We start from the raw sequence: 25724 nt of genomic DNA, 5'->3' as shown, positions 1-25724 counted from the left end.
GTCTCGTTTGCGGACTTTGACATTTTTCTACCAATCCTAAGGTCGGTCCAGCCAGCGTGAGAATCGACGAACCCCACGCTTCGGCAAATCCGTCTGATTCTAGAGCACGGTCGCCTTTGTAGAACAAAAAAAAGCGGGTTCCTCCTTGGAACCCGCTCGGATGCAGCAGGACTTGAACACGTCCGTCAACACCATACCCATCAAGGCTATCCATCGAAGCAGCGAGGCCACATACCAACCAAAAATTGACATATTTGCTGGTTTTCCTCGCGCGTCGGCAGCCGCTCATCGTATCAACAGCGGACTAGGTTGATATTTTAGCCCGAGTCGAACGATATGGCCCAGTATTACATCATGCCTCGGACAACGCTGCGGCGCTTCAGCACCGGTCACGAATCCCGCTGCCAATAACCGAGGGGCAACCAATGGTGACGCGCTGCGTTGGGCGACGGACCCGTTTGCTGAGCCCCCCCGTACGGCAAACCTAGGAAATCGACTGGACAACCACTTTCAGCACGTCGTCGACTTTCGAACGTCCGACAGGTTGCCGCTTTGTGAACGGCACCGATGAAGACCGATTGACGCCACCCCGCTTTTCAAAATCTAAATCCGGGAACCACCATTCATGAGAGCAGCAGATGTCTTGACCGCGCGCTTCGTTTGCGTGTGTTCCGCAGCATCTCCGTCCGCCGCCGTCGTTCCGCGCCAGCCGGGCGCGGCCAGATACGCGATCTCGTAGCCGATTCCCACCTCGGGTTCGCTCAGCGGCGCCGCGCTGATCTCAAAGCGTACCAGCTTCCACGTCGTCACATCGATACCGACGATTGCGGCGATGTTATTCGGCTGCCCAGCGAGGCTGTCCGCACGGATCGCCTCCGACTTGCGCAGCGCGACTAGATCGGTGCGTTCGTCGAGTTCGAACTCGTGCTTGTAGATCGCGAGCGCGTGTCGATGCACGTCGCCGATCTGCACCGAGATCGGTAGCCAAGTGCGAATCGTGGGGCGTCCGAACGAATCGAGCACTGGCTGGAAGCGCGGACCGGTGACGAAATCGGCAGCTGCGTCCTCCGCTAACCAAAGGTAGATCGACGTATACGCATGATGCGGCGCGCCGTGCTTGCCGCGCTCGCGCAGAGCGAATGCCTTGAACGCGAGACCCTGCGCATCGTCCCATTTCGCGCCGCGCTCCCGACCGCGCGCGCGGATTTGGTCGATGTTGTAGTCGAACGGCAGGCGGTGTTCGTATTGCTTGATCAGCATGATCTGGCTCCTTTGCTCAGCAGAGTGTCGGACGACCACGGTAGCAAACGGCCTGCGCGCGCCTCAATTCGCGATCGCGTATTTCAGCGATGAAGAATTCGTATCGCTGTCGCACGCATGTCGTCTAGCGGCACGATGCAAGCGGCGCATTGCGGGCGCCGCGTACGCAATGCTGAGCAGTTGTACGCCCGGAGCACAGTTCGCACGATCGAGAGGCCTAGCCTCGTTTTCGTCACGTGTGAGCACCTCGAGCAGTGTCGCCTTGCGGCGTTTGCCGTCGGCGCGCTACGCGATCATGCCGGCGTAGCAGACGCGCTCGGCGCCTTTATGCTGCCGCTGGCATTGTCATTGTCGCAACCAGGTACCACGGGCATGTGAGCTATTGCGTGCGGGGCGAGCCGAGGAGAGCGGTAGCGAGCATGATGCCGGCCAGACGGCGCCCGCACAGTGCCCGGGTTGATAACGGATTCGGGCGGATACGCGTCGCGATTCCTTGCGCCAAGGGCGTGGCACCTGCTTGTCAAGGCAGTCGGATGACGCTAACGTGGCATTTTGTGCGACGGCAGAAAACGGGCCCTGCCGTGTCTCAACGGCGGCAAAAATAAACGAATCCCCATGAAGACACTCGATCTCGAAGCGGTACAGGCGTTCGTGCTGGTCGCCGATTTACGTAGCTTCACGCGCGCGGCCGATGTACTGGATAGCACGCAGTCGACGGTCAGTCTAAAGCTGAAGCGGCTAGAGGAGCGGCTCGGCCACCGTTTGATCGAGCGCACTCTGCGGATGGTGCGACTCTCGCCGAAGGGCGAGATCTTCCTGCAGGCCGCGCGGACTCTTCTTCAGGTGCATGACGACACGATCAGCGTGCTAATGCGTGAGCGCGCGACGCTGAAGGTCGGCATCAGCCATCACATTGTCGGGCCGGATTTACCGCTCCTGCTGCGGCACGTACATCGGGCCGACCCGGGGCTGCTGGTCGAGCTACGCGTTGCAAGCTCGCGCGATGTCGAGGCAGATTTCGACCGCGGGGCGCTCGACGCAGCGCTGGTGCTGCGCCACGATGATAGCCGCCGCGACGGCGATACGCTGCAGGCCGAGCCATTCGGCTGGATGGCAGCGCCAGGCTGGACCCAACATGACGGCGAACCGTTGCGTATCGCGACCCAAGCCGCACCGTGCAGGGTCCGCGCGATGGCGATCGGCGCGTTGCAGGCGGCCTGCGTTCCATGGGTCGAGGTCTTCGTCGGGGGCGGTATCGCGGCGCTCGCAGCAGCCGCACAGGCGGGCCTTGCGGTCGCGCCGCTGGCCCGCCGCGTTGCGCCGGTCGGCACGGAGGACGTCGGCCCGCGCCTGCGTCTGCCGCCTTTGCCGCCGCGCGACGTCGTGCTTTATTCTGCGACCCGCGACTTGCAGGTGCGAGCAGCGCTGCGTACGCTAGTCAGCGCGTTCAGGTCCGTGCCTGCGGCGAATGCCATGGCATAAAGGACGCCCCCGTCCGCGCCACCCGCAACCTCAGTGCACGTCGCGCGCGACCGGTTCCGCGACGATTGATGCGAGCGTGCCATTCGCCGTTAGTTCGCTCACTGGTACGCGAGTCACGAGTTCCAGCGCAAACTGGCCAACTACGGTATGCGCTGCTCGATGAGCCGCAAGGGAAATTGTTGGGACAACGCCCCGACGGAAAGCTTCTTCAACAGCTTGAAGAACGAGCGGGTTCACGCCACGCGCTATCGGACGCATCAGGACGCGAAGGCCGATCTGTTCGAATACATCGAAGTGTTTTACAACCGCAGTCGTCGCCATTCGTCTCTCGGCCTCGTTTCTCCCGAGCAGTTCCTTCGGGACTGGATCAAGGCTCAGCAGACCAAGGATGCAGTTGCATAACTCGGGACCCTTGGAAGGCGAAAAACCGAGGGAACCTCAGCAGGCTCAGCGCCGCTAGCAAAACCGACCAACAGCACCCGCGCACTCAAGCCAGCGCCCGAACCCGAAACGCCTTCTTTTCGCGCCGCGGCAACCAGCGGCCGCGCGCCTCGAAGCCGTCGAGCTGGCGCAGCAGCATGTCCACAGTGGCGAGCTGGACGTGTGTGAGGTGGTTCTGCTTGAGCAGCGTATAGAGTCGTTTGCGCCAGTACGAGACGCCCATTACCGGCGTTTCGAAGTCGCCCGTCAGCGACGGCGGCATCACATGCGCGATGTGCGCAATTTCCTGTTCGACGAATGTCATGGCTCACCCCGCGTGGCGACAGCGTAGTTTCTTATCGTATGGATCTACTTTAGATCGTCACGGTACGCGCACCAGCTATCAGGTTGAATAGGTAGGGTTGGCCAGCAGCTCGAACGTTAGCAATCCTTTGGTTGATCCGACCGCCAGCCACGCCATAGCGCTGGGCCGACGCAGCCCCGCAGCTGCACGGCACTCACAGGAACGGCTTGCCGTCCACCTGCTCGTAAACCACGTTGCCCTCGTCGTCCTCGAACTGTTCGAGGTAATTGCGCGCGCCGCATAGCGGGCAGCGAAACAGCGGCCCCTGGCCTTCGTTCTTGATAACCACGTCGCCCTGTTCCCAAGGCGTGCCGCACGACTGGTTGCGGCAAACGAACGATTCAGACATATAGCTCCTCCTGACGATAACGGCCGCAAAGCCTACAGCAAACGCGGCCGGCGCGCAGAACTTCCTGTTCCCGCTGTTCAGTTTTTGAGCAGCGCGCCGCAAAACTGTTCAGTTGCGACGCACCCCTCTCCCTCGCTCGTCGGCTCCCCTCACCGTGCATCGCCCGCCCAGGCGCGTTACGCCTCGGTGCGGCGCCGCGTCGCGCGCGTTGGCACGGTTCTCGCATTAGCGCCCCGTGGTTGCGCGGTGCGCCGCGCCCGTCCATATCGATATCGAGAACAGAGGAGCACGACGATGAATCACGCGGAAATGCAGTTCCTGACCACCGGATTCCCGTACAAGAAACAATACGGCAACTTCATCGGCGGCGAGTGGGTCGCGCCGCTCGGCGGCGAATACTTCGACAACATCTCCCCCATCACCGGCCATCCGTTCACCTCGGTGCCGCGCTCGCGCGAGGCCGATATCGAGCTCGCGCTCGACGCCGCGCACAAGGCCAAAGCCGCCTGGGGCAAGACCTCGTCCACCGACCGCGCCAATATCCTGAACCGCATTGCCGACCGCCTCGAACAGAACCTGCAGACGCTGGCCGTCGCCGAGACCATCGACAACGGCAAGCCGCTGCGCGAAACGCTGGCCGCCGACATCCCGCTCGCCATCGACCATTTCCGCTACTTCGCGGGCTGCGTGCGCGCGCAGGAAGGCGGCATCTCCGAGATCGATCACGACACCGTCGCCTATCACTTCCACGAGCCGCTCGGCGTGGTCGGCCAGATCATTCCGTGGAACTTCCCGATCCTGATGGCCGCATGGAAAGTCGCGCCCGCGCTCGCCGCCGGCAACTGCGTGGTGCTCAAGCCCGCCGAGCAGACGCCCGCCTCGCTGCTCGTGCTCGTCGAGCTGATTCAGGACCTGCTGCCGCCCGGCGTGCTCAATGTGGTGAACGGCTTCGGCCTCGAGGCAGGCAAGCCGCTGGCGTCGAGCCGCCGCATCGCCAAGATCGCCTTCACGGGCGAGACCACCACGGGCCGGCTCATCATGCAGTACGCGAGCCAGAACATCATTCCGGTCACGCTGGAGCTGGGCGGCAAGAGCCCGAACATCTTCTTCGCCGACGTGATCGATCGCGACGACGGCTATTTCGACAAGGCGCTCGAAGGTTTCGCGATGTTCGCGCTGAACCAGGGCGAGGTGTGCACGTGCCCGTCTCGCGTGCTGATCGACGAGAAGATCTACGACCGCTTCATGGAGCGCGCGGTGAAGCGCGTCGAGGCGATCGCCCAGGGGCACCCGCTCGACCCGAAGACGATGATCGGCGCGCAGGCCTCGCAGGAGCAGATGGAAAAGATCCTCTCGTACATCGACCTCGGCAAGCAGGAGGGCGCGCAATGCCTGACCGGCGGTGAGCGCAACAAGCTCGCCGGCGAGCTTGGCGACGGTTACTACGTCAAGCCCACCGTATTTCGCGGCCATAACAAGATGCGCATCTTCCAGGAAGAAATCTTCGGGCCCGTCGTTTCCGTGACGACCTTCAAGACCGAAGACGAAGCCCTCGAAATCGCCAACGACACGCTCTATGGCCTCGGCGCGGGTGTCTGGACACGCGACGGCACGCGTGCGTACCGCTTCGGCCGCGCCATCCAGGCCGGGCGCGTGTGGACCAACTGCTACCACGCTTACCCGGCGCACGCGGCGTTCGGCGGCTACAAGCAGTCGGGCATCGGGCGCGAGAACCACAAGATGATGCTCGACCACTATCAGCAGACGAAGAACCTGCTCGTCAGCTATAGCGAACAGCCGCTCGGCTTCTTCTGAGCGGGCAGGCGGGCGGGCGCCCGATGCTGTGCGCGCCGCCCGCCGTCTGCCTCCAGAATATCAACGCAAGGAACGAGGCCAGCATGGTTGAACGCGTCATCGCCACACCCAGCGCACTCGCGCTGATCGAAGGGCTTGCGCACGAGCACGGCCCACTGCTTTTTCACCAATCCGGCGGCTGCTGCGACGGCAGCGCGCCGATGTGCTTTCCGGCCGGCGAGTTCATGGTCGGCATGTCGGACGTGCGGCTCGGCGAAATCGGCGGCATGCCGTTCTACATGAGCGCGTCGCAGTTCGAATACTGGGAGCACACGCAGCTCATCATCGACGCCGTGCCCGGCAACGGCGGCATGTTCTCGCTCGAACGGCCGACGGGGCTGCGCTTTCTCACGCGTTCGCGTTTATTCGACGACGACGAAAGCGCATGGCTTGCCGCGCATCCGGTCGCGCGGGCAGACGCTTGAAGTACGGTGCATTCAATCGCGCTGCGCGGACAGCGGCGTCGACGATCCCGCTCGCGCATCGTCGAGCCCGTCGTCGCTGTCGTCTTTGAGGTTGACGCCCGTGAAGCCCAAAGCGCGCGCCCGCGTGAGCAGGTAGTGCAGCTTCGCGGCGGCGGCCGCATAGCCGAGCCCTTCCGGCCGCACGTTCGAGATGCAGTTGCGTTCGGCATCCGTGCGGCCGACCCGCGGCGCGGCGGTCAAATAGAGGCCCATGCTGTCCGGCGAGCTCAGGCCCGGGCGCTCGCCGATCAGCATCACGACGAACGCCGCGCGCAAACTCTCGCCGACCTCGTCGCCCAGCGCGACGCGCGACTGGCGTGCAACCACCAGCGGGCCAACTCGCCACCCTTCGAGTTTCGGCAGCAACGCATCGAGCAACGGCAGCGCATGCGTGGCGACAGCACGCGAGGAGAGGCCGTCCGCGATCACGAAGACGACATCGACGGGTCGCGTTAGCGCATCGCGCAGCGCTTCGAGGCTTGCCGCATCGAGCTTCCGGCCGAGATCCGGTCGGCGCAGATAGTGGTCGCGATCGAGCGCTGCGCTATGGACGTCGAGCGATGCCAGCCCGCGCTCGCGCAACGCCGCATGCAGCGCGGGGGCGTCGAGCGGCTGATGCACTGCGTCACGCGCCTGCGCGTGCGCGAGCTCGAACGCCAGCAGGGCAGCCGTGGGCAAACCGCTGCCCGCGCGGCCCAGCGCGATGCGCGCACGCGTATAGCGGCGCAAGGCGTCCCACGGATTCGCCTCGACGGGTCCCCGGCTCATGCGCCCTCCACCCAGTTCGTAGCCTGCGCCAGCAGCGGCGGCTCGGCCGACGCGCCCAGCAATGCGCCGCGTGCATCGACGATCTGCATCTGCGCGAGCCACGCCTCGAATTCCGGCGCGCGACGCAGCCCGAGCACGTCGCGCAGATAGAGCGCGTCGTGAAACGACGTGCTCTGGTAGTTGAGCATCACGTCGTCGGCGCCGGGCACGCCCATGATGAAATTCACGCCCGCCACGCCGAGCAGCGTGAGCAGCGTGTCCATGTCGTTCTGGTCCGCCTGCGCGTGGTTCGTGTAGCAGATATCGCAGCCCATCGGCACGCCCAGCAGCTTGCCGCAGAAGTGATCTTCGAGCCCCGCGCGGACGATCTGTTTGCCGTCGTAGAGATATTCCGGCCCGATGAAACCGACCACCGTATTCACGAGCAGCGGCCGGTAGCGCCGCGCGACGGCATAGGCGCGCGCCTCGCAGGTCTGCTGATCGACGCCGTGATGCGCGTTCGCCGAGAGCGCGCTGCCTTGGCCGGTCTCGAAGTACATGACGTTGTCGCCGATCGTGCCGCGGCCGAGCGCGAGCGCCGCCTCGTGCGCCTCGTCGAGCAGCGCGAGCGAGATGCCGAACCCCGTGTTCGCCGCCTGCGTGCCGGCGATCGACTGAAACACGAGGTCGACGGGCGCGCCTTTTTCGATCGCCGCCAGCGTGCTCGTGACGTGGGTGAGCACGCACGACTGCGTCGGCACGGTGTAACGCTCGCGAAAGCCGTCGATCATCTCGAGCAGGCGCATGATGGCGGCGAGATTGTCGGAGGCGGGATTGACGCCGATCACCGCATCGCCGCAGCCGTACATCAGGCCGTCGAGCATCGAAGCGGCGATGCCCCGCACGTCGTCGGTGGGATGGTTGGGCTGCAGGCGCACCGAGAGATGCCCCGGCAGACCGATCGTGTTGCGAAAGCGCGTAACCACGGGCCGCTTTCTCGCCACCGCGATCAGATCCTGATTGCGCATCAGCTTCGAAACGGCAGCCGCCATCTCGGGCGTGAGGCCGTCCGCGACCGCCGCGAGCGTGGCGGCCTGCGTGCTGTCCGCCAGCAGCCACTCGCGGAACTCGCCCACCGTGAGATGCGCGATGGGTGCGAAAGCCTGCGCGGAATGGCCGTCGAGGATGAGGCGCGTGACCTCGTCCATTTCGTACGGAATCAGCGGCTCATCCAGGAAGGCGCGCAGCGGCAGATCGGCGAGCGCGAGCCGGGCAGCCACGCGTTCCTCTTCGGTTGCGGCTGCGAGGCCCGCGAGTTCGTCGCCCGAGCGCTGCGCGCTGGCCTTCGCCAGCAGCGTGCGCAAACCGTCGAAGCGGTAGACGCGGATACCCAGGGTCTGGACGTGCGACTGCGCGTGGCTCATCGGGCTCGCTCCTGTGCCGGCGGCTGTCTTGCCGCCGGCTTCCACGATAGCGCCAAAAAAACGCAGCGTCACGCCAGTGAACGCCTCGCATACGACGGTGCTATCGTGGATCTCTTACCCGGCGGCCAGCGCCGCCTATCTTCATGGAGGCGCCACCATGCAACAGCGCGACGTCAAGATTGTCACCCTCGAACCGATGAACCTGCTCGCAGTGGGACACGTTGGCCCGTACACGAAAATCGGCGATGCCTTTTTCACGCTGGCGCAGTGGTTGGGCCAGCGCGGCGTGCCTACGGCGGGCGCAAAGCTGGTCGGCATCTTTTACGACGACCCGGATCGGGTCGAGGAGTCGAAGCTGCGCTCGAAGGCGGCCATTCACCTCCCGGACGCATCGAAGGTCACGCCCGCTTCACCGGTGGAATCCCTGCAGTTGCGCGGCGGCAAGCACGCGGTGCTGCTCCATGAAGGACCGTATGAAGGTCTGAAAGCCGCCTGGATGTGGTTTTACGCGGACTGGCTGCCGAAATCGGGCCATGAGGGCGATTTCAATGCGGCTTCGTTCGAGGTGTATCTGAATACGCCTGAAGAAGTCGCACCCGAGGCGTTGCGCACGGAGCTTTATTTGCCGCTGGCTTGAGTGCCTGGGTTGATGCGGTGTTGCCGGAGAAGGCTTCGACGCGCTTGCTCCGGCGTGGGCTTTAAGGGTTTTCTTGTTTACTTGTATATAAACGTAGTAATAGTTAACAAGATCGCGGGTTTCCTGTGGATAAGCGGGGAAAACCGTTAAGTAGTCAATGGCTTGGCCGTTTTATAACTGCGCGCGGCGCGCGTGAACAACGTAGGGCTGCCGATGACAACTTTTCGGGCCGCGCGGCGCGGCGTGACTTGTCCCCATTCCGTTCACAGATATTCAGCCGGGTTTTTCGGGGGTTATCCGCATGAGGGTGTGGATAGTCTGCCTGAGCGTGCTTTCGGCTCAGCGCGGCATGTCCGCAAGTAACGCCCAGCGCTCGTGATCGCGCCACTCGCCGTCGATCCGGAGATAGCGCGGCGAGAATCCCTCCTTCTGAAAGCCGATTCGGCGCACGAAGGAGATGGAAGCCACGTTGCCAGGTTGGATATTCGCCTCCAGGCGATGCAGACCGAGGTCGTCGAACGCGTAATTGACGGCGGCTCTCAACGCTTCCGTCATGAAGCCCTGCCCTGCGTACTGCTGCATGCCGTAATAGCCCAAATAAGCGCTCTGGAAAGCGCCCGCGACGATTTCGTTGATGTTCACGACAACTTCGTTCGCAGTCACCTCACGGGCCACGAGGCCGACATTCGGGCCGACCAGCGTGCGTGCGAACCAGGCGTCGAAGCCTGCCTGGTCGGTAAATGAGGTGACCCAAGGAAGATGGTGCGATTGACTCGCGCGATTGGCAGCGATCAGGTCTTCTGCGTCAGAGCGGGCTACGCGGGTTATGCGAACTCTGGGCATCAGTCTTTCCGGCAAAGACGGTTGTTTGGATCGGGATCTGCGGGGCCTTCGGTTTGCGAGGCATATATTCTCCTGGGGCGCATCATATGCCTTGAACACGAAATTACCGACAGCCACTCTGGTCCAGAGACAACTGGATCGAAAATTTTCCGTTAGCGTCAGGGTCGCGCTCCTCGGTCCACACGCCCCGGAGGTCCACGCCTTTGTAGATAAATGCCAGGTAGGCTGGCAATACTACCTTGGACATCAGGAGACCAAAGATCAATATCAGCGCTGAAGTCACCAGGCCAGAAACAACGCCCCAGATAATTACACCTGAAACCGTGGATGGATTGATCATGGTTTTTGTGGAAATTAGTCGCCGGAAACGACTGGCCAGTCAGACCGCGGACGGCATGAGACATCCGTAGAAAAACGCCCGGTTATACCGGGCGTGAATCTTCAAATGCGACTGCTTCTGTTCGTTATCTGTTGCGCTTGACGCTGTAGATGGTCGCATATCCGGAGAAACTGGCCCTTGCCAGATAAGGCTCCCCAGCCGGGGCGGATGCATAACGTGAGAAAAACGGACGCATAAGCCGAGAATTTCCGACCAGAGCCACGTCAAATACGGCGCGGTCGAAGCCCCAGAAACGAGCTCTCCCGTCAGCGGACGGCGGTCGCGCACGCGCGCCGTTTTCGAAAAACTGCGCTTGAAGTAAGGAAATTTTAGCGATTTTCGCGGGTGATGGGAATCTGCTGGATGTGCGCCGACGACCCTTCACTACCCCCTCTCAGGCCAGCGATTTCGCCGGTGGGTCAGCCGGTCGCGGGCGCCTGTCCCGACCCGACACGGAGGGGCCCATGAAATCGACCCGCCTTTGTCTTGCCTGCGGCAATGCGTTCGTGCCGCTTCTGCATGTTCCCCATCAGCGATATTGCTCCTCGGGGCCGTGCCAGCGCGCCCGTCGACGCGACTGGCAGCGCGACCGGCTCCGTGTCGACAGCGACTATCGCGACAACCAGGCTCGCGCACAGGCGAAATGGCGCGCGAGCCACTCGAGCTACTGGCGCGAATATCGAGCTGCTCATCCGGCGTATCGCGAGCGCAATCGCAGTATGCAGCGATTGCGCAATGCGCGACGGAGTCGCAAGCCGATTGCAAAGATGGATGTCATCAGGCTCCCACGGCCGCTCGGCTCTGGTTTCTACCTGCTGTCTCGCGCGAACGATGCCGCTGTCGCAAAAATGGACGCGTGGACAGTTCACATAGCCGTGCTGTCTGCACCGACAGCGCCGCCGACATGATTGCAAAGAGATGACCTGATACGCATTGGCGTCGGGCCTGCTACCTTTGCCTTGTCATCGTTCGTTTTCGAACGCGACCTTCTGATGTGAAGCCGCGACGCTCGCATCCGGCGCTCACTTGCGCCCGGTGTCTGCCGCGTGTCCGTCTCTGAGTTGCGGGGTGGAGCATGTCATTCAATAACGCGGATGCACCGGTCGCCGCCAGTTCGTCTGCCGGGCGCGCAGCAGAGTACGTGCGCATGTCGACCGAACACCAACAGTATTCGACCGAGAATCAGCGCGACCGGATTCGGGACTACGCTGCCCGCCGTGGATTCCAAATCGTCCGCACGTATGCCGATGAGGGCAAAAGCGGTCTACGAATTGACGGACGGCAGGCACTGCAAAATCTCATTTCCGATGTCGTCAATGGCAATGCCGACTTCAGCGTCATCCTCGTCTATGACGTGAGTCGATGGGGGCGATTCCAGGATGCCGACGAGAGCGCGTACTACGAGTACATCTGCCGCCGTGCTGGCATCCAGGTGGCGTACTGCGCCGAGCAGTTCGAGAATGACGGGTCACCTGTTTCGACTATTGTTAAAGGTGTAAAACGGGCCATGGCGGGTGAATACAGCCGGGAGCTGTCGGCGAAGGTGTTCGCCGGCCAGTGCCGTTTGATTGAAAAGGGATTCCGGCAAGGAGGGCCGGCTGGCTATGGACTGCGCCGCGTGTTGGTCGACGACCACGGTCTCATGAAAGCAGAATTGCGGCGCGGTGAGCATAAAAGCCTGCAGACGGACCGGGTAATCCTCATGCCGGGACCGGAAAGCGAAGTGCGGATAGTCAATTTAATCTACGACTGGTTTATCGACGGGTCGCTCGATGAATACGAAATTGCCGCTCGTCTGAACGGCATGCACGTGCGAACTGACCTTGACCGGGAATGGACTCGAGCCACGGTGCGGGAGGTATTGACCAACGAGAAATACATCGGCAACAACGTGTACAACCGTGTGTCGTTCAAGCTGAAAAAGATGCGGGTGACCAACCCATCGGACATGTGGATTCGAAAGGAAGGCGCATTTCAGGCCATCGTGCCGAGCGAGACGTTCTATACCGCTCAAGGCATCATGAGAGCGCGAGCGCGTCGCTATTCAAATGAGGAGCTAATCGAGCGCCTGCGCAATCTGTATCGCAGTCGCGGCTTTCTGTCCGGTGTGGTGATTGATGAAACCGACGGCATGCCTTCGACGTCGGTCTACGTGTACCGGTTTGGCAGTTTGATTCGCGCCTATCAGACGGTAGGTTTCACACCTGGCCGGGACTATCGTTACATCGAAACCAACCGGTTCCTCCGGCAACTGCATCCGGAAATCGTCGCGCAAACGGAGACGAAAATCGCGGATTTGGGTGGCACGGTGATGCGCGACCCGGCAACCGACCTGCTGACGGTCAATGACGAGTTCACGACATGCATCGTGCTCGCGCGCTGCCAGGCGCATGACAACGGTCGCAATCACTGGAAGGTGCGCTTTGATACCAGCCTTCTGCCGGACATCACGGTTGCTGTGCGGCTCGACCAGACGAATGAATCGACGCTGGACTACTACCTGTTGCCACATCTGGATTTTTGCCAACCACGAATTCATCTGGCAGACCAGAATCCCATCGAGTTTGAGAGCTATCGCTTCGATACGCTGGATTACCTCTATGGCATGGCTGAACGCGCCCGTCTCAGGAGGGTTGCGTGAATACGCGGCAGCAGCCCGGAGAAATCCGGATGGTCCCCGTCTCACAGATTGAAGTTATCAATCCGCGAGAGCGTAATGGTCGGGTTTTCAAGGAAATCGTCGACAACATCAAGACCATCGGCCTCAAGAAACCTATCGTGGTCACGCCGCGAGCCACGGCCGGCGGCATCGAAAAATATCTGCTCGTATGCGGCGAGGGTCGACTGAAGGCGTTCCGCACGCTCGGTGAAACGACTATTCCCGCACTCGTGGTGAGCGTCAGCGATGAGGACGCGTTCATCATGAGCCTGACTGAAAACATCGCGCGCAGACAGTGTCGTCCCATCGAACGGCTTGCCGGCATCCGGCAATTGCAGGAGCAGGGATATACGCCGAAAGTCATTGCCGAAAAGACGGGTCTGACGCAGACCTACGTCCACGGTATCCTCACGCTGCTGCATCAGGGAGAAGAGAGACTCGTCGTTGCCGTGGAGAAAGGTCTCGTTCCCTTGAATGCGGCCCTCACCATTGTGGGCGCCGGCGAAGACGACGCTGAAATTCAGGCTGCACTTCAGGAAGCCTACGAGTCGGGCAAATTGCGGGGCAAGCAGTTGATGAACGCTCGCCGCGTCATCGAACGCAGAAAAGCGCTCGGAAGAAGCACTGCTCGCAATATGACCAGCAAGGCTGTTGCTGTCACGACTTCGAGTCTCGTGCGCACGTACGAGCGCGAAGTGGAACGTCAGAAATCGATGGTCAGGAAGGCCGAATTCACACAACAGCGTTTGCTGTTCGTCGTCGGCGCATTGAGGCAACTGTTTGCCGATGAGAACTTCGTCAACCTCCTGCGTGCGGAAGGACTGGCCAGCCTCCCGAAATATCTTGCCGAACGCGTCTGGCCAAGCGGGAGCGTTACATGACTGGCGTCACCCTTGGATTCATCCCTGAGCCTCTGTCGGTGCCAGTCGGCAACATCTTGCCATCACGCAGAATACCGGCGCCCGTGGTCGAATCGCGGAAATACAAGCAGATAAGGACCTCCATTGAGGAGGTCGGTCTCATCGAACCGCTCTCTGTAACAGCTGCGGACCAGACCTCCGGTCAACACGTTCTGCTGGATGGTCATCTGCGCTTACTCGCCATCCAGGACCTGAGGCACGAGACCGTTGCCTGTCTCGTTGCGACCGATGACGAGAGCTACACGTATAACAACCGTGTCAATCGCCTTTCGACAATCCAGGAGCACTATATGATAAGGCGCGTAATCGACAGAGGCGTATCACCTGAACGACTGGCGAAAGCGCTTTCCGTGGACGTGTCGCTGATTGTAAAGAAGATGTCGCTCCTCGACGGTGTATGCCCAGAGGCAGCCGAACTCCTCGGCGACCGGCAGTTCTCGCCGGAACTTGTTCGCGCAATTCGTAAAATGAAGCCGACGCGGCAGGTGGAATGCGTTGAGCTGATGGTGGCCGCGAACAACGTGACAGTCTCATACGCCGAAGCATTGTTGGTGGCCACGCCTGCAGCGCTGCTTGTAGAGGGCAAGAAACCACGCAAATTGACGGGCGGTAGCCCGGAACAAATGGCGAAAATGGAGCGAGAAATGAGCAACCTGCAGGGACAGTACAAGCTCGTTGAGCAGACTTACGGTCAGGACGTGCTGAATTTAGTGCTTGCAAAAGGGTATCTCGCCAAGCTTCTCGAAAACGAATCCGCACGACAATACGTTGCCCAACGCCATCCGGACTTGATGGCGGAGTTCGAGTCCATCATCGCAACGATTTCTCTCGACCAGCAGCAATTCAGCGCGGTCGTCTAGCCGATTCCTGACATAGTGGCTGGACATATTCCGTATGCAATCGGCTGGCGTTTGAGCAGCAATTGGCCGAGGGCGCACCTGCCTGCTCATGCTCAATGGTCTCTCGGCGATAACCGTTCAAACACCTACTTGACCGGCAAGCCGGGCATCGAGGCATCGACCTTGATGGCCTCGTGCTCGCGAAAGTAGTCGTCGACCGCGTTTTGGGCAACGAAGGCGCAAAACAAAGGACGTGAATAGCGGGCAACCAGGATGAGATGACCGGGGGCGGGTCATTTAGTTTGCCTGACCGGCGGTGCGGCGCGGGACCAGTGCAGTTGACGGACGAGCACGCCGCCAACTCTCGTCCTGGCCAGCCGCTTTTTTTAGCTAATCCGCTTAGTCCACTTTGTCAAGGAATTGGCCGGCCTCATCGGTGACTTGTGCCGAGGCCGTTCGAAGCTGCCTTCGCCATGTGCGACACCGAGGGGCTCGCAACGATGCATACCGTCCAGGCAAGGAGCGAAATCGGACTCGTGTTTCGTGCCGCTCTGTCATCCAGAGAGAAATCGGAATTCAACCCTGAAACGGCGCCGCGCTATTTCTGACATCGCTCCCGCGTCACCAGGACGGGGCAATTCGGTGGTGACAGTACTATCTCCGAGTGCGGAGCCACCGCGCTGACCAAGGTCGACGATTGCGGCCGCAACATTTCCTGGGCAATGAGCCACGCAACGCTCTTCGATGGTCGTCTGTCCGTCTCACGACCAAATGCAAAGGAGCCCGGTGGCCGGTTATCGGCGAACTCGCCGGGACCCAAAGCTCACACTACGGAGCGGTTCGCCAGCTCTGGGTCATGCTGGCTCGCCTATCCCGATTACAGAGTCTATAAATACTATGGAACGCATCGACCAGCAATAAATCCGCGCGCCGCAGGTCATTATTCGCCGCGTCACTGGGAGTGAGCGATGCAGAGTACAAGCTAAAGCGATGCAGCGTACAAGTCAAGGCGATGCGGAGTACAAGCGGGAGCGATGCAGAGTACAAGTGGAACAGTCATTTGCCAAGCTAAATATCTGTTGCGTTTGCTACGACTTTTCAGATAGGCAATATTTTTTATTTCATGCCCGTCTTGCTCACATATACAGATACATCTCCACCTGCATGTGTTTGCAATGACCAGACCGCCAATGTCGACTCGCCGCGCTGCCGGCATCGCACAGCTTTCCACGCGAGCCATCAGAGCGCTTCGTGGCGCCGGCTTTCGAGAGTCACTTCAGCAGGCTTCGCTCACCCTGCGATGCCATCGCGATGAATCACGCCGTCCTGCCCACGGGGCATCAGCATGATGAGCTCGCAGACGTCAACGAATGCCGTGAACAAGGTCACTGAGCTTCGCGCGCTCGCAAATCTCACTGCGGAGGCCGCCCTTTCCGCCGCTCCGGGTCAGCAAGTGACGGTGCTGGAAGCGGCGGAGCAACTTGGTCGCTTCGCCGACGGCCTCGAACGTCGCGCAAATAATGAGCTGGCTGGACCAGCGGTTCTTGAACTGCCGTCAAATGCGACGGTGGAAGAGGTTCAGCAAGCGCGGCGCCGGCAGGCGGCACGTCGGGGTACGGAAGTGTACCTCCCGAGTTGGTCCACGATGGCCAGGGCGCTGCCGAATGCGTTTCTTCGCTCAGCCTTGTTCTCTGCCGGTCGCACTGTGCAGGCCGACAACGCAGGGGTGCTGTCAGGCGACCCGACTCTCCTGGTGGCCGGAAAGGAAATTGCCTCGTTCAAGAACATGACCTTGGTTTTTTCCGGGTACGAACTCTGTCAGTTCGACCGCATCGTCTACGCAACGTGTCTGGACTATTTCCGAGAGGTGCCGCTGTGTCCCGAAGAGAGCACACGCCACGTGCGGACGACCTTTTATGAGTTCGTGCGTCGCATCGGCAATGAATATAGCGTCAAGGCACATCGAGCCATCCGCGCCAGCCTGCTTCGTCTGAGTCTTGCGCAGATGCGCATGCGCTACAACCGGCTGAATATCGAAGTACCAAAGCTTTTGTCCGTGACATTTGAGGACGGCGGGCTTTCTGAGGATTTCAAGGGAAGTGATGTGCTTCTGCTGCGCGTGACGACATCCATCGCGGAACTATTCGGGCCGGGAAGCTGGACCGCTGTTGATAACGAGGTAGCGGGGTATGACGGGTTGAAGGGCTGGCTGGCAAACTTCTACGCGGGACACGCCGGTCCGCTGTGGTTGCCTATTTTGACGCTGTACCGCCTTTCTGGCTACGAGTCTCACATGCGCAATTTCCGGACAAGCCTCATTCGTGCGCTTGAAAAGCTCAAGGACCCTAGGACGCCAACGTGCTGTCACGTAGCGAAGTACTTTTTTTCGAAAGACGGCGAGAGGATTTACGTTGTTCGCTCCGAATGGGCTGCCACTGCCAACGATGCACCCGACGCGTAGATACGGTCATCAGTCCTCCCACGGATTCATGTCTCCGATGCTGACATGCCGGTCGGCCTCTAGCACGCCAGCGAACTCACGGATGGACCTCGATTTCGCGCGCACGAAGACATCTCCGTCGGGCGTGAGCACCCATGTCAATCGCGCGCCCGGTCCGACACCGAAAGCCTTACGAACTTGGGCGGGGACAGTAGTCTGACCTCTTGCGTTAATTCTTGATTCCATGACTGCAGTGCTCCCAGATGTGTGGCTCTATGTTGGCGCCAGGCGCACGTGACTGCGCATCAGTTGCCGGTGCATGGGCACTGGTAGTCGCGTAGCCTGCGGCGTGTGCGGACCGGTAGCGAACGACTCATCCCTGTTTGCAGCGTAGCCCTGCAAGAAGTATCAAAACCGATGATACTCCGTGATACCTGCTGTTCCGAACACCGGTCGCGAATGTCGCGAGGCGTCGACCTCTACGATTTTCGCACTTGTCGTTCGCAAGCTGGAGGCTATGGGGCACGAGCTTTAACGGTGAGAGACCAACATGCTCGATAATCGCCCCTCGTTTGAGGTCGCCCGTCGCTCGCTAACGGCTGCCTGAGGCGCGGGAGCGCGGGATTCGCCCCCTTACCAATTTCGGTTGACTCGGTTGACCTGCGCCAGCTTTGAGCTAGACTGGTATGGCACCACCATTGGAGTCACTCATGACTGGCGCCAAACCGAAATTCGCTGACCCTGTACCCACTGTTGTCACTGCGCGCGAAGCGGCGCTCAGCCGTCTCGCCACGTTCGTCCACAGGCTGGATGAGGACGAAGCCAATGCATTGAGCACGTTGTCCGATGATGAACTCGAGCATCAGTTCAAGTCCTGTCTGATGCAGGCTGCCTCGCACAAGGACAACCAGGGCCGACCGGGCTTCGAAGCAATCGTCGATTCGGACGAAGTCCTCCGGAGACGAGAGGCGTTAGTGCGTGAGGGACGTCTGATGAAACCGGCCACTTTCCTCCGGGGCCTAGGTGTTACCAAGCAGGCGCTGAGCAAAGCGGTCAAGTCTGGGCGGATGTTCAGTCTGGATGTCGGGCCTGCGACGTACTACCCGGCGTTCTATCTCGACCTGGAAGTCGACCGGAAGGAGCTTCAGAAGGTGACGCAGGCACTTGGGTCTCTGCCGGGCTGGAGCAAGTGGCAATTCTTCACTCAGCCCAAGGGGTCGCTCGGGCCGCGCACGCCGCTCGAAGCGCTCGCCGAAGGGATGGTGGACGATGTCAAAAAGGCCGCGAAGGCCTTTGTTGAGCGCTAGCCTGAGCTACGCCGCTCCTTCTTGAATCGATTGTGTTAGCACGGTTTCGTATGTGCATCGCAGGTTTGGGGGCACCATTTTTTACGTCATGACATGCGCGTGTCTGGCCGGAACATTGGGCCTCCCCATCAATTGTTGAGCTTCGGCGCCGGCATTGTTGCGACAGGCGTTGACGAGGTGCCGACCGTCAGCACACTGGGAAATCGAGGGGATGTCTTGAATACAGGGCGGTCGGCTTACTGTGCGCCAGCAATTTCACGAACGACTGGAAATCCAAGCTGACGGTATATGCCGTCATTGCGGGAATTTCACGATAGTTTGCATAACTAACGTGTTGCCACTTTCTGCAGCATCGATGATTTGCGCACGCTGTTCATCCAATGTGATTTTCGACATTGCAAGGTCCGCTGGTTCGTTGGCCGATGATAGTTCGTTGCTTACAGGTGTACGACATTGATGGCGTCGCCCAATGTGTCTCGAGCGAGCGCTTCCATGTGATGGTGGTGGGTCAAAAAAATCACCTGGGTCTGTTTGGCAAGGGACGCCAATGACCGTAAGCCCGCAGCCGACCGCGCATCGTCATAGTTGATGAACAGGTCGTCCGCTATGAAGGGGAGCTTGGACGCCTGCTCCAGGCGAATTTCTAAAGCGGCCAAGCGTAGTGCCAGGAATAGCTGGTCTCGGGTGCCGTCGCTCATGCCCGAGATACCGACATGCTTGCCGTCGGGACGGCGCCCCTCCAGCACCATGGGTTGCTTGTCGAAGTCCACGACCAAGCGCTCAAAGGAACCCTGGGTCAGTTCTGCAAATATTGTGCTGGCCTTGGCCAGCATCGGGCCTTGCTTATCCTGACGATAGCGGTCAATGGACCAGCGCAACAATCGGGCCGCAGTGAACACCTTCACGTAGCGCTCGGCCGCATCGGCCATCTTCGACAAAGCTTCTTGCCGCTGACCCTCTGCCTCCGCCGCCGCGTCCGAGCCGCCAATCGCCGTCAATGTGGACTCTGCGGTCGCCAGTTCTGCCGATAGCACTCCCTGGCGCTCGACGATAGTCTTGAGGTCGCCGGACAGCGCGGCAATCTCCGTGGCAATCTCCGGCAAGTTGGCCGCTGCAATCTCACCCTCAACGTCTTGTCTCGATTGGCCATCTCCGCCCGCCATCAGGTCGCGCCTTAGTCGAGAGGCTTCCTCCAGCAATCGACGCTTTTCATCGGATTGAGCGATGCATTCAGCCAAAGCCTCGCGCGTAGATACGCCGGCCCGCGCCTTCAAAGGCTCAATAACGGCCTCTGCCTCGTGCTTCGCGGTCTCCAACTCGACGACGTGCTGCTCCGCCGCTCTCAGCGCAGCGGTTAGCCGCTCTCGTTCACTTCGCGCTTCATTGGCTTGCCGCACCTTGACGACAAGCTGTTGCACTACCTCCGCGGGCTCCTGGCCGTCTAGGGGCACGGCAATAGCGCCGCACAACGCTTCAACATCCTCGGCAAACAAGGCGAGGTCGGACTTCATCGTATCGATGCGCTCCGCCTGAATTTGGCAAACCTTGCGTGCCTTTTCCTCGATTTCGCCAATCAGTTCCAGAGCGCCTTCGACAGTGCCGGTATCGTAGGCAGCGTCCAGTCCAGCATTCGACAGCGTGGACGCCCAATCGTCAGCCCACGAGGCCGCCTCTTTTCTGGCCGCGACCAAGTCATCTTGGAGCGCCAGGTAGATTTGGCGGGCCGTGGCCAATTGACCATTCAACGCGTCCCGTCGCCCTTTGACGCCATCCGCTTCGGAAATAAGATGCTCGGCTTGAATGCACAGGGCGTTCAAGTTCTCCGCGCTCACCGGAGCAACCCCGTTCTCCTCAAGGACCGTGAGCAGCTCCTGAGTCGCGTCCGCCAAGGCATTCAACGTGGACTGAGACTCCTTCTGGGCTTCAAGAAGCGCTTGGCCGCGCTCGAGCGCGACGTCCTTCTTGCGAATCCAGTCTAAAGCATCATCAAGCGGCAGACCGCCGATGCCCGCTGCCGCAGTTAGCGCACCCCATTCGGAAGAGAAAGTGTCCAGCTGTCCTCTGGCTGCTTCTAACTGGTGCTCAAGGCGGGTTTGGGCGTGTTGCTGTCTTTCGAGTTCATCTTTATGCGATTGAAGCTCCGTTACATCTTCGACATTACTCAAATGCGTGTCCGCCAGCGCATCTGCATCATGCATCGCCGATTCGAACTGTTCGACCTCAATCTCAAAATTGTCTGTCCGTTGTTTGACGGTCCCCCATTTCTCATCGCGCTCAGCGCGCGCTTGTTCCACCATCGCATAGGTGGTCGGATGTCTCAGTTCCGTGAATTGACTGACCCGAAGCTCTGCTTCTCCGACAGCAGAAATTTGTGTGGACAGGTCCTCGGAAAGCGACTTGACCTGAACGTCGAGATTCTGCCGTTCACGTAGTCGGTGTGCGATAGCCTCTCCGGATGGGAACTGAAGCTTTGACAGGCCCTCGATGTCCATGCGCCAAACGCCCAGCGCTCGCAAGGCCGTCTCAAGCCCGGTCTCAGCTTTTTCGACTTGGACACGTTGCTTTTCCCGAACCTGCGCGGGGTCGCCCAAGGATTGCGCCCTGCGCAAAGCCGCCCGTAGGCCAGCTGTTACCTTGACCTCGGCCAAACCGTCCAACTGGGCTTCAAGCGACTCAATATCGGCCTTCTTTGTACGCTCAGAAGAGTCTGCCGCCTTGAGGGATTGTTCAATCCCGCTAGCTTTCCTCGCAAGGTCTCCTAGCTTGCGACGAATCAACAACGACGGTAGCTTGAGCAGCAAGGCTTCTTCGGATTCGTAGGCCCATTTCAATTGGAGACAGGCACGGCGGAGCTGCCCCTGAAGCGCCTGAATTTCGCTTTTTCGTCGTTCGATGTCCCTTGCGTATGGCTCGTACCGGACGCGTCGCGCCTCCAGTTCGGCAATGCGCTGCTCGGCGCTCAGCAGGAATTCATCCACGGAAATCGCCGACAGCGATTCCCTGGCGGCTGTCACCTCGCCCTTGCGAATTTTCAGCACGGCTTCCGCGCGAGCGATGTCGCGTTCTGCCTGGCTCAGCGCTCGAGCCGCATCTTCCGGCAGGTCGGTCGCTTCTTTAAGGAGTTCCAGGGCAGAATCGTTTTGACCAAGCGCCTCAATAAGTGGTGCCAGTCGACGCACTCGTTCGAGCCGCGCGCGACGCATATCGAGTTCGCGCCAACGAGTCCGTGCTGCCTCCAGAGATTCTCGTAACGTCTCGACGGCGCTGTTTGCTTCGGCCCACACCTTCGTGCGAACCGAGGCTTTCTTGAGAGCGCTGTTCGCCTGCTCGAGTTGGTCAGCCGCCGCATAGTAAGTGCGCTCGGCCGATTTTCGGGGCGCCCAAAGCTTGTCGGCTTCTGCGGCCAGTTGGTCTCGCACTGTTCCCAGGCTCGCCACCCCCGCAGCAGACTGGAACAGGATTCGGCCGATGTCACTCTCAGCGTTCAGGATGTCATTGCCGCCCTGAACCAGTCTGAAGTGGTCCAGACCGAACATGCGGTCAAAGAAGTCTCTGTCGATACCGCCCAAAAACGGCTCAAGTGCCAAATCAGGCAGCACACCGTCCGCTGGGGTTCTGAGCGTCTGCCGTTGGGCCTTGATTCGGACGAAGTCCAGTGACGTCTTGCCATTGCTAACAGAAGCGCCCAACTTGAGTTCGTTCAACGGATGTAAGAACCCGTGCGGTGAGCGCACTGGAATGCCAAAGAGTAGGTCGAGAATCGCTGCTCTCAGCGTCGATTTGCCGGCCTCGTTCGGACCGACGATAAGATGAAAGTCAGTCGCCGAGCCGCGGAACTCAAGAGACCGTTCAGAGAACTTGCCGAACTTGAGCAGGTCGAGTCGTTGGAAGCGCATAGCCGTTACTCCGTCTTCTCAAGATGGGCCAGCAGACCAGCACGCGCCTCATTCACCAGTGCGCTCAGATTCCCTGATTTGATTTCGGGAAAGTAAGCAATCGTCTGTTGCAGCTCAGACGGTGCCTTGGCCACCAGGCCGAGCAGGTCCGCCTGAAGCGCTTTCAAGAAATCTTCGTCGCCCTCGGCAGTCGCCAGCAATTCACTGAGGTCGGACAATGCGTCGTGTCGCGCCTTAATGGTCTCCCCGTTATCTTTCATGGCGGTCCGAACCCGCACCTTTTCAATCCACAACCGTTCCGGTGCCAGCGATGCAGCGACTGCCAGTACTTCCTGGCGTAGTTGAGCCTCTTCCCCGAACAGGTCTCCGTGCGCCGCCGATTTTCCAACCAACGTCACCCTCATGGCATAGGTTAGGCCGCCACTGGCGCTATCCAGAAATTGGGTCAGCTCGCGTTCGACAGTTCGGATGGCCGCGACCAGCGATTCGCATGCGGAGACTTCCACGACCAGGTCGTGCCACCGTAAAACGTCAACATATAGGCGTTCAAGCGTTCGCTGGCCCGTGCTATCCACGCTCACCAGAACAGCGCCCTTGGCGCCTGTTTCCCGAATGTGCCGCCCCTGGAGATTGCCAGGAAACACGATAGTCGAAGGTCCCTCCCAGACCCGATGCTCGTGCACATGACCTAGGGCCCAGTAGTCGTAGCCCGTTGCATGCAACTCGTCCAAACTGCACGGAGCATAGGGGGCGTGCGCTGCATTGCCTTCAAGTGCCGTATGCAGCACCCCAATGTTGAACATGCCGCGTTCGGGCGCCGGATAGGTTGTGACCAGGTTTTCATACGTCGCCGCGTCCTTGAAGCTTCGACCGTGCAACGCCACCTTGAGATGCTCGATGTAGAATGTCGAACACTTCCTGGTCCCGAATCCGAAGACGTTGTCCGGTAGCTGGAGTTGCTTGGTCATCTCGCTTTCGGCGTCGTGATTGCCGAAGAGCAGATAAACCGGAATATTCGCTTTTTTCAGGCGTCCCATTTCCTTGGAAAAGTAAATGCCTGTGTTGTGGTCTTTCCACGGGCCATCGTATAAGTCGCCTGCAATAATCATGAAGTCGACTTGTAGCTCAATGGCCTCATTGACCAGATTGGTAAACGCGGCGCGCGTTGCGCCTCGCAGCAGGGCTGCTGGGGCGTCCTGATAGGAGCTGAGGCCGACGAGCGGACTGTCGAGGTGTATGTCTGCCGCATGGATGAATTTCAAAATTTTCTCCGTTTAGGCTTTTTCGATAATCGGATTCAATTTATTTGGTGCGGGAGGCCCCGACAATTGAAGGCGAATTGCAGTGTCCATGCGCTCGCGGTTCAGATGCCCCGGACAGACGGCCAACGTTCACTCATATCCGTGTTGCCGCCGGTGCGCCGACAGGTAAGCTTTATGCGGCTCGTGTATAAACCTCAATCTCGAATCGTCTCCGAGGCCAACCGCCCGCAGTTCCGGGCAAGGGAGAGCCTTGTGAAGTAGCTGGCCATCGTCGCCAAAAGCAATCAGGCCAGCATCGAAAAGCCGGTCAATCGACGCCGCAAGTACAAGTCCGTTGTAGACGTCGAGGCGCTCGGCGTTTGACGACGATGCCCAAGATTTGGCGTGCGAGGCGACCAGTACCGACGGGATGGAGCAGGCGGACACCGCGCATTGACCGCCCCATAGCCGAAGGAGCCGCTTGCGGTATCCGCCTTGGCCAATACGGGCATTGACCAACGCCGTGCGGGTCGTTTCGGAAATGCCCTGCGACTGCGGGTCGGCAGCCACTTCCGCCATCGCTTCGGCTAAGCCGGGTCCGGTGCATGGACTGTCGACATGACCCAATTCATGGAGTGCAGCCAACAGCGCAGGTCTGAGCTTCCACTGCCAGTGTCCATTTGCATCCGGGTTGCCGGGTTCGGCGAGAACCTCAGTGAAATTGTCCAGGTCGCCGATGTGCAAGTGGTCGGCAAAGAGCCGGCCCAACTTGCCGTACTGAATGTTCGCCGCCGAATAGTCGTCGTATTCGCCTAGCGTCGCGATGCCTAGCATTGACAGCATTGCGTCTTTCGCAGCTGCATGCCCGAAAAGCATCATCAACTGACGGTCCGTCGCGCGCGGCGACACCGCTTCGAAGGCCGCGACAAAGTCCTCGGCCGTGAGAGCGCTGGCCCGTCTGGACGCCTTTTCCTGGGCGCGGCCGCCAGATGGCGCATTGATTTCCGTTAGTGTCGCTCGCGGTTGGAGTGCCGCACCGACAGCAAGGTGACGGAATTCCGGAGCAATCCAATACCCCGGCACAGCCCGCTCGCCCAGCTTGAATGTTCCATCACGAGCCCGAGACCCATCAGCCTCGGACTTGGCGCGAATGCCCCATCCTTGGAAGAGGACTCCCCGAATCACTTCGCGAATATCGGTCGTGTAATGCCCGCCGGAGTGCCGGTCGTGCCCGTGCTCAGGCGTCGTCGCAGCAAAGCCATATCGGCCCGTCGACTGTTGCCGTTTCTGATATGGATACAGGACATCGCCATTGTCAGCCAGAAGTGCGAATCGTTTGTCGATTGTCATTATTGTCGCCAAGTTAAGTTCAGCCGCCCAGCCAGATGACACGAAATTCACGCACGGGTTGAATCTTGCAACCACGGCAGCGCCTGTAAGACGTCCAGAATGCGTTCGGCGACCTGGTTTCTCACGAAGCGCGAGTCCTGCGCTTCGTCGCCGGCGTAGAGCGATAGATAGGTCCAAACAAAATCGGCAGCATCGAATGCGATGGCGTGCGCTTCGTCGGACTGACTGAATTCTCCCGAGCCGCTGTCGAGTTCTTGTCGCAAACGTTGCGCGGCGGCGCCATGCCGGGCAAGCTTTTCAAGCAGATAGGTCGGAGCTGCCATCGTTATCTCGGGTTCAAGTTGAAGACGGTCGCATTCGGTCGCGGTGCAAAGCAGAGACTCGTGCGAGAAGTACAGTACTAAAACCTGCTCACTTCGTGCAAGCTGCCACCGGAGGTGCCCGGTCTGTCATGGCTGAATCCTCGTTCGGCACCACATGCTTGATTTCGCTCATTTGCCTGGATTTCCTTCGCCAAAGAGGATGGTATGAAGGTCGGGAAGACCCAGTCCTCGTAGTTATCTATGAGTTCACCCGACTCGGGATGGTATAGACCGCCTTCATTTGAGCGACGCTGAGGTCCTGCATACCGAAGTTAAACGTTTCATCGTTCCGTCAGCGAACTCGAACTCCGTGCCAGCAGGCGACCTTGCCACGAAACTACTGGTTATCCCGTTCAGTCTCGCTCGGCAACTGGCCGGCCGGCAAATTGTCCTGCCAAGCCCGCATAGGTAATCGGCGGGAATTTCATGGTCCTTTGTCATCGTCAGCTTCCCCGAACAAACCGTTCAGTGACGTCTGTATACGATG

General features: G+C 60.1%; 22 protein-coding genes and 1 pseudogene. 11 read left to right on the top strand and 12 right to left on the bottom strand.

Annotation, left to right across the window (positions count from 1 at the left end; translation table 11 throughout):
* Nucleotides 1-603: 603 nt before the first annotated feature.
* On the bottom strand, nucleotides 604-1260 hold the full coding sequence (locus BAC01S_RS30010; RefSeq protein ID WP_052408672.1) for a DUF4865 family protein: 657 nt from the start codon (nucleotides 1258-1260) through the stop codon (nucleotides 604-606).
* Between the two features lie 615 nt (nucleotides 1261-1875).
* On the opposite strand from BAC01S_RS30010, the gene BAC01S_RS01545 reads away from it, so the two are divergent.
* Complete coding sequence (locus BAC01S_RS01545; RefSeq protein WP_027793180.1) at nucleotides 1876-2742, top strand: LysR family transcriptional regulator; 867 nt, start codon at nucleotides 1876-1878, stop codon at nucleotides 2740-2742.
* A 105-nt stretch (nucleotides 2743-2847) separates the two neighbouring features.
* Nucleotides 2848-3144, top strand: a pseudogene (locus BAC01S_RS01540) (IS3 family transposase); the annotation flags it as partial.
* Between the two features lie 85 nt (nucleotides 3145-3229).
* Here the strand turns inward: BAC01S_RS01540 and BAC01S_RS30005 are convergent.
* Together BAC01S_RS30005 and BAC01S_RS01530 are read right to left on the bottom strand one after the other, a co-directional pair.
* Nucleotides 3230-3487 carry a hypothetical protein gene (locus BAC01S_RS30005; RefSeq protein ID WP_043200797.1) on the bottom strand — a complete coding sequence of 86 codons (258 nt, stop codon included), beginning with the start codon at nucleotides 3485-3487 and terminating at the stop codon, nucleotides 3230-3232.
* Between the two features lie 193 nt (nucleotides 3488-3680).
* Entirely contained in the window at nucleotides 3681-3875 is a 195-nt protein-coding gene (locus BAC01S_RS01530) for a hypothetical protein (RefSeq protein ID WP_027793178.1), read from the bottom strand.
* A 294-nt stretch (nucleotides 3876-4169) separates the two neighbouring features.
* Between BAC01S_RS01530 and adh the strand changes: the two genes are divergently transcribed.
* A complete protein-coding gene (adh, locus tag BAC01S_RS01525; protein WP_027793177.1) occupies nucleotides 4170-5690 on the top strand; it encodes an aldehyde dehydrogenase in 1521 nt (506 codons plus the stop codon).
* 83 nt (nucleotides 5691-5773) lie between these two features.
* Nucleotides 5774-6154: a DUF779 domain-containing protein gene (locus BAC01S_RS01520; protein WP_043200940.1), complete on the top strand. Its 381-nt coding sequence runs from the start codon at nucleotides 5774-5776 to the stop codon at nucleotides 6152-6154.
* A 12-nt stretch (nucleotides 6155-6166) separates the two neighbouring features.
* On the opposite strand, the gene eutC is transcribed toward BAC01S_RS01520, so the two are convergent.
* The gene (gene eutC / locus BAC01S_RS01515; RefSeq protein ID WP_027793175.1) at nucleotides 6167-6961 is read right to left on the bottom strand and encodes an ethanolamine ammonia-lyase subunit EutC; all 795 of its coding nucleotides are present in this window, start codon (nucleotides 6959-6961) and stop codon (nucleotides 6167-6169) included.
* Entirely contained in the window at nucleotides 6958-8364 is a 1407-nt protein-coding gene (locus BAC01S_RS01510; RefSeq protein WP_027793174.1) for an ethanolamine ammonia-lyase subunit EutB, read from the bottom strand. Before BAC01S_RS01510 ends, eutC begins: the two co-directional genes overlap by 4 nt.
* 157 nt (nucleotides 8365-8521) lie before the next feature.
* Between BAC01S_RS01510 and BAC01S_RS01505 the strand changes: the two genes are divergently transcribed.
* Complete coding sequence (locus BAC01S_RS01505) at nucleotides 8522-9001, top strand: AraC family transcriptional regulator (protein ID WP_027793173.1); 480 nt, start codon at nucleotides 8522-8524, stop codon at nucleotides 8999-9001.
* Between the two features lie 339 nt (nucleotides 9002-9340).
* Here BAC01S_RS01505 and BAC01S_RS01500 read toward each other — a convergent pair whose 3' ends face one another.
* On the bottom strand, nucleotides 9341-9844 hold the full coding sequence (locus BAC01S_RS01500) for a GNAT family N-acetyltransferase (RefSeq protein ID WP_027793172.1): 504 nt from the start codon (nucleotides 9842-9844) through the stop codon (nucleotides 9341-9343).
* Between the two features lie 103 nt (nucleotides 9845-9947).
* Nucleotides 9948-10184: a hypothetical protein gene (locus BAC01S_RS01495; RefSeq protein WP_027793171.1), complete on the bottom strand. Its 237-nt coding sequence runs from the start codon at nucleotides 10182-10184 to the stop codon at nucleotides 9948-9950.
* A gap of 503 nt (nucleotides 10185-10687) precedes the next feature.
* On the opposite strand from BAC01S_RS01495, the gene BAC01S_RS33560 reads away from it, so the two are divergent.
* The 5 genes from BAC01S_RS33560 to BAC01S_RS30000 all read left to right on the top strand — a co-directional run bounded on the left by BAC01S_RS33560 (nucleotide 10688) and on the right by BAC01S_RS30000 (nucleotide 17102).
* Nucleotides 10688-11131, top strand: a complete 444-nt coding sequence (locus BAC01S_RS33560) for a hypothetical protein (RefSeq protein ID WP_084168124.1) — start codon at nucleotides 10688-10690, stop codon at nucleotides 11129-11131.
* A gap of 167 nt (nucleotides 11132-11298) precedes the next feature.
* Nucleotides 11299-12864 (top strand): recombinase family protein, encoded by a 1566-nt coding sequence (locus tag BAC01S_RS01490; protein ID WP_027793170.1) that lies wholly within the window; start codon nucleotides 11299-11301, stop codon nucleotides 12862-12864.
* On the top strand, nucleotides 12861-13763 hold the full coding sequence (locus BAC01S_RS01485; RefSeq protein WP_027793169.1) for a plasmid partitioning protein RepB C-terminal domain-containing protein: 903 nt from the start codon (nucleotides 12861-12863) through the stop codon (nucleotides 13761-13763). The genes BAC01S_RS01490 and BAC01S_RS01485 overlap by 4 nt, the downstream gene beginning before the upstream one ends.
* A complete protein-coding gene (locus tag BAC01S_RS01480) occupies nucleotides 13760-14662 on the top strand; it encodes a plasmid partitioning protein RepB C-terminal domain-containing protein (protein WP_027793168.1) in 903 nt (300 codons plus the stop codon). The genes BAC01S_RS01485 and BAC01S_RS01480 overlap by 4 nt, the downstream gene beginning before the upstream one ends.
* A gap of 1324 nt (nucleotides 14663-15986) precedes the next feature.
* Nucleotides 15987-17102, top strand: a complete 1116-nt coding sequence (locus BAC01S_RS30000) for a replication initiation protein (RefSeq protein ID WP_245616469.1) — start codon at nucleotides 15987-15989, stop codon at nucleotides 17100-17102.
* A 9-nt stretch (nucleotides 17103-17111) separates the two neighbouring features.
* On the opposite strand, the gene BAC01S_RS33555 is transcribed toward BAC01S_RS30000, so the two are convergent.
* Complete coding sequence (locus BAC01S_RS33555) at nucleotides 17112-17327, bottom strand: AbrB/MazE/SpoVT family DNA-binding domain-containing protein (protein ID WP_084168122.1); 216 nt, start codon at nucleotides 17325-17327, stop codon at nucleotides 17112-17114.
* 464 nt (nucleotides 17328-17791) lie between these two features.
* Between BAC01S_RS33555 and BAC01S_RS33215 the strand changes: the two genes are divergently transcribed.
* Nucleotides 17792-18388, top strand: a complete 597-nt coding sequence (locus BAC01S_RS33215; RefSeq protein WP_156954270.1) for a hypothetical protein — start codon at nucleotides 17792-17794, stop codon at nucleotides 18386-18388.
* Nucleotides 18389-18825: 437 nt separating this feature from the next.
* Here the strand turns inward: BAC01S_RS33215 and BAC01S_RS01460 are convergent, their stop codons facing one another.
* From BAC01S_RS01460 to BAC01S_RS01445, 4 genes are all read right to left on the bottom strand, one after another.
* Nucleotides 18826-22284: an ATP-binding protein gene (locus BAC01S_RS01460; RefSeq protein ID WP_027793167.1), complete on the bottom strand. Its 3459-nt coding sequence runs from the start codon at nucleotides 22282-22284 to the stop codon at nucleotides 18826-18828.
* 5 nt (nucleotides 22285-22289) lie between these two features.
* Nucleotides 22290-23546: a metallophosphoesterase family protein gene (locus BAC01S_RS01455; RefSeq protein WP_027793166.1), complete on the bottom strand. Its 1257-nt coding sequence runs from the start codon at nucleotides 23544-23546 to the stop codon at nucleotides 22290-22292.
* A 129-nt stretch (nucleotides 23547-23675) separates the two neighbouring features.
* Entirely contained in the window at nucleotides 23676-24875 is a 1200-nt protein-coding gene (locus BAC01S_RS33210) for an HNH endonuclease (protein ID WP_052408670.1), read from the bottom strand.
* A gap of 47 nt (nucleotides 24876-24922) precedes the next feature.
* Complete coding sequence (locus tag BAC01S_RS01445) at nucleotides 24923-25198, bottom strand: hypothetical protein (RefSeq protein WP_027793165.1); 276 nt, start codon at nucleotides 25196-25198, stop codon at nucleotides 24923-24925.
* Nucleotides 25199-25724 lie beyond the last annotated feature (526 nt).

The organism is Paraburkholderia acidipaludis NBRC 101816, assembly GCF_000684975.1.
In the GTDB taxonomy this organism is placed as follows: domain Bacteria; phylum Pseudomonadota; class Gammaproteobacteria; order Burkholderiales; family Burkholderiaceae; genus Paraburkholderia; species Paraburkholderia acidipaludis.
The sequence above is the reverse complement of the archived record's forward strand: the minus strand, read 5'-3'. Positions and strand labels throughout refer to the sequence as shown.

Coding starts and splice junctions, on each gene's coding strand:
- BAC01S_RS30010 (WP_052408672.1), bottom strand. CDS start 1,260: ATGCTGATCAAGCAATACGAACACCGCCTGCCGTTCGACTACAACATC.
- BAC01S_RS33555 (WP_084168122.1), bottom strand. CDS start 17,327: ATGGAATCAAGAATTAACGCAAGAGGTCAGACTACTGTCCCCGCCCAA.
- BAC01S_RS33560 (WP_084168124.1), top strand. CDS start 10,688: ATGAAATCGACCCGCCTTTGTCTTGCCTGCGGCAATGCGTTCGTGCCG.
- BAC01S_RS01480 (WP_027793168.1), top strand. CDS start 13,760: ATGACTGGCGTCACCCTTGGATTCATCCCTGAGCCTCTGTCGGTGCCA.
- adh (WP_027793177.1), top strand. CDS start 4,170: ATGAATCACGCGGAAATGCAGTTCCTGACCACCGGATTCCCGTACAAG.
- BAC01S_RS01445 (WP_027793165.1), bottom strand. CDS start 25,198: ATGGCAGCTCCGACCTATCTGCTTGAAAAGCTTGCCCGGCATGGCGCC.
- BAC01S_RS01520 (WP_043200940.1), top strand. CDS start 5,774: ATGGTTGAACGCGTCATCGCCACACCCAGCGCACTCGCGCTGATCGAA.
- BAC01S_RS01495 (WP_027793171.1), bottom strand. CDS start 10,184: ATGATCAATCCATCCACGGTTTCAGGTGTAATTATCTGGGGCGTTGTT.
- BAC01S_RS01530 (WP_027793178.1), bottom strand. CDS start 3,875: ATGTCTGAATCGTTCGTTTGCCGCAACCAGTCGTGCGGCACGCCTTGG.
- BAC01S_RS33210 (WP_052408670.1), bottom strand. CDS start 24,875: ATGACAATCGACAAACGATTCGCACTTCTGGCTGACAATGGCGATGTC.
- BAC01S_RS01500 (WP_027793172.1), bottom strand. CDS start 9,844: ATGCCCAGAGTTCGCATAACCCGCGTAGCCCGCTCTGACGCAGAAGAC.
- eutC (WP_027793175.1), bottom strand. CDS start 6,961: ATGAGCCGGGGACCCGTCGAGGCGAATCCGTGGGACGCCTTGCGCCGC.
- BAC01S_RS01460 (WP_027793167.1), bottom strand. CDS start 22,284: ATGCGCTTCCAACGACTCGACCTGCTCAAGTTCGGCAAGTTCTCTGAA.
- BAC01S_RS30005 (WP_043200797.1), bottom strand. CDS start 3,487: ATGACATTCGTCGAACAGGAAATTGCGCACATCGCGCATGTGATGCCG.
- BAC01S_RS01490 (WP_027793170.1), top strand. CDS start 11,299: ATGTCATTCAATAACGCGGATGCACCGGTCGCCGCCAGTTCGTCTGCC.
- BAC01S_RS01505 (WP_027793173.1), top strand. CDS start 8,522: ATGCAACAGCGCGACGTCAAGATTGTCACCCTCGAACCGATGAACCTG.
- BAC01S_RS01545 (WP_027793180.1), top strand. CDS start 1,876: ATGAAGACACTCGATCTCGAAGCGGTACAGGCGTTCGTGCTGGTCGCC.
- BAC01S_RS33215 (WP_156954270.1), top strand. CDS start 17,792: ATGACTGGCGCCAAACCGAAATTCGCTGACCCTGTACCCACTGTTGTC.
- BAC01S_RS01510 (WP_027793174.1), bottom strand. CDS start 8,364: ATGAGCCACGCGCAGTCGCACGTCCAGACCCTGGGTATCCGCGTCTAC.
- BAC01S_RS30000 (WP_245616469.1), top strand. CDS start 15,987: ATGATGAGCTCGCAGACGTCAACGAATGCCGTGAACAAGGTCACTGAG.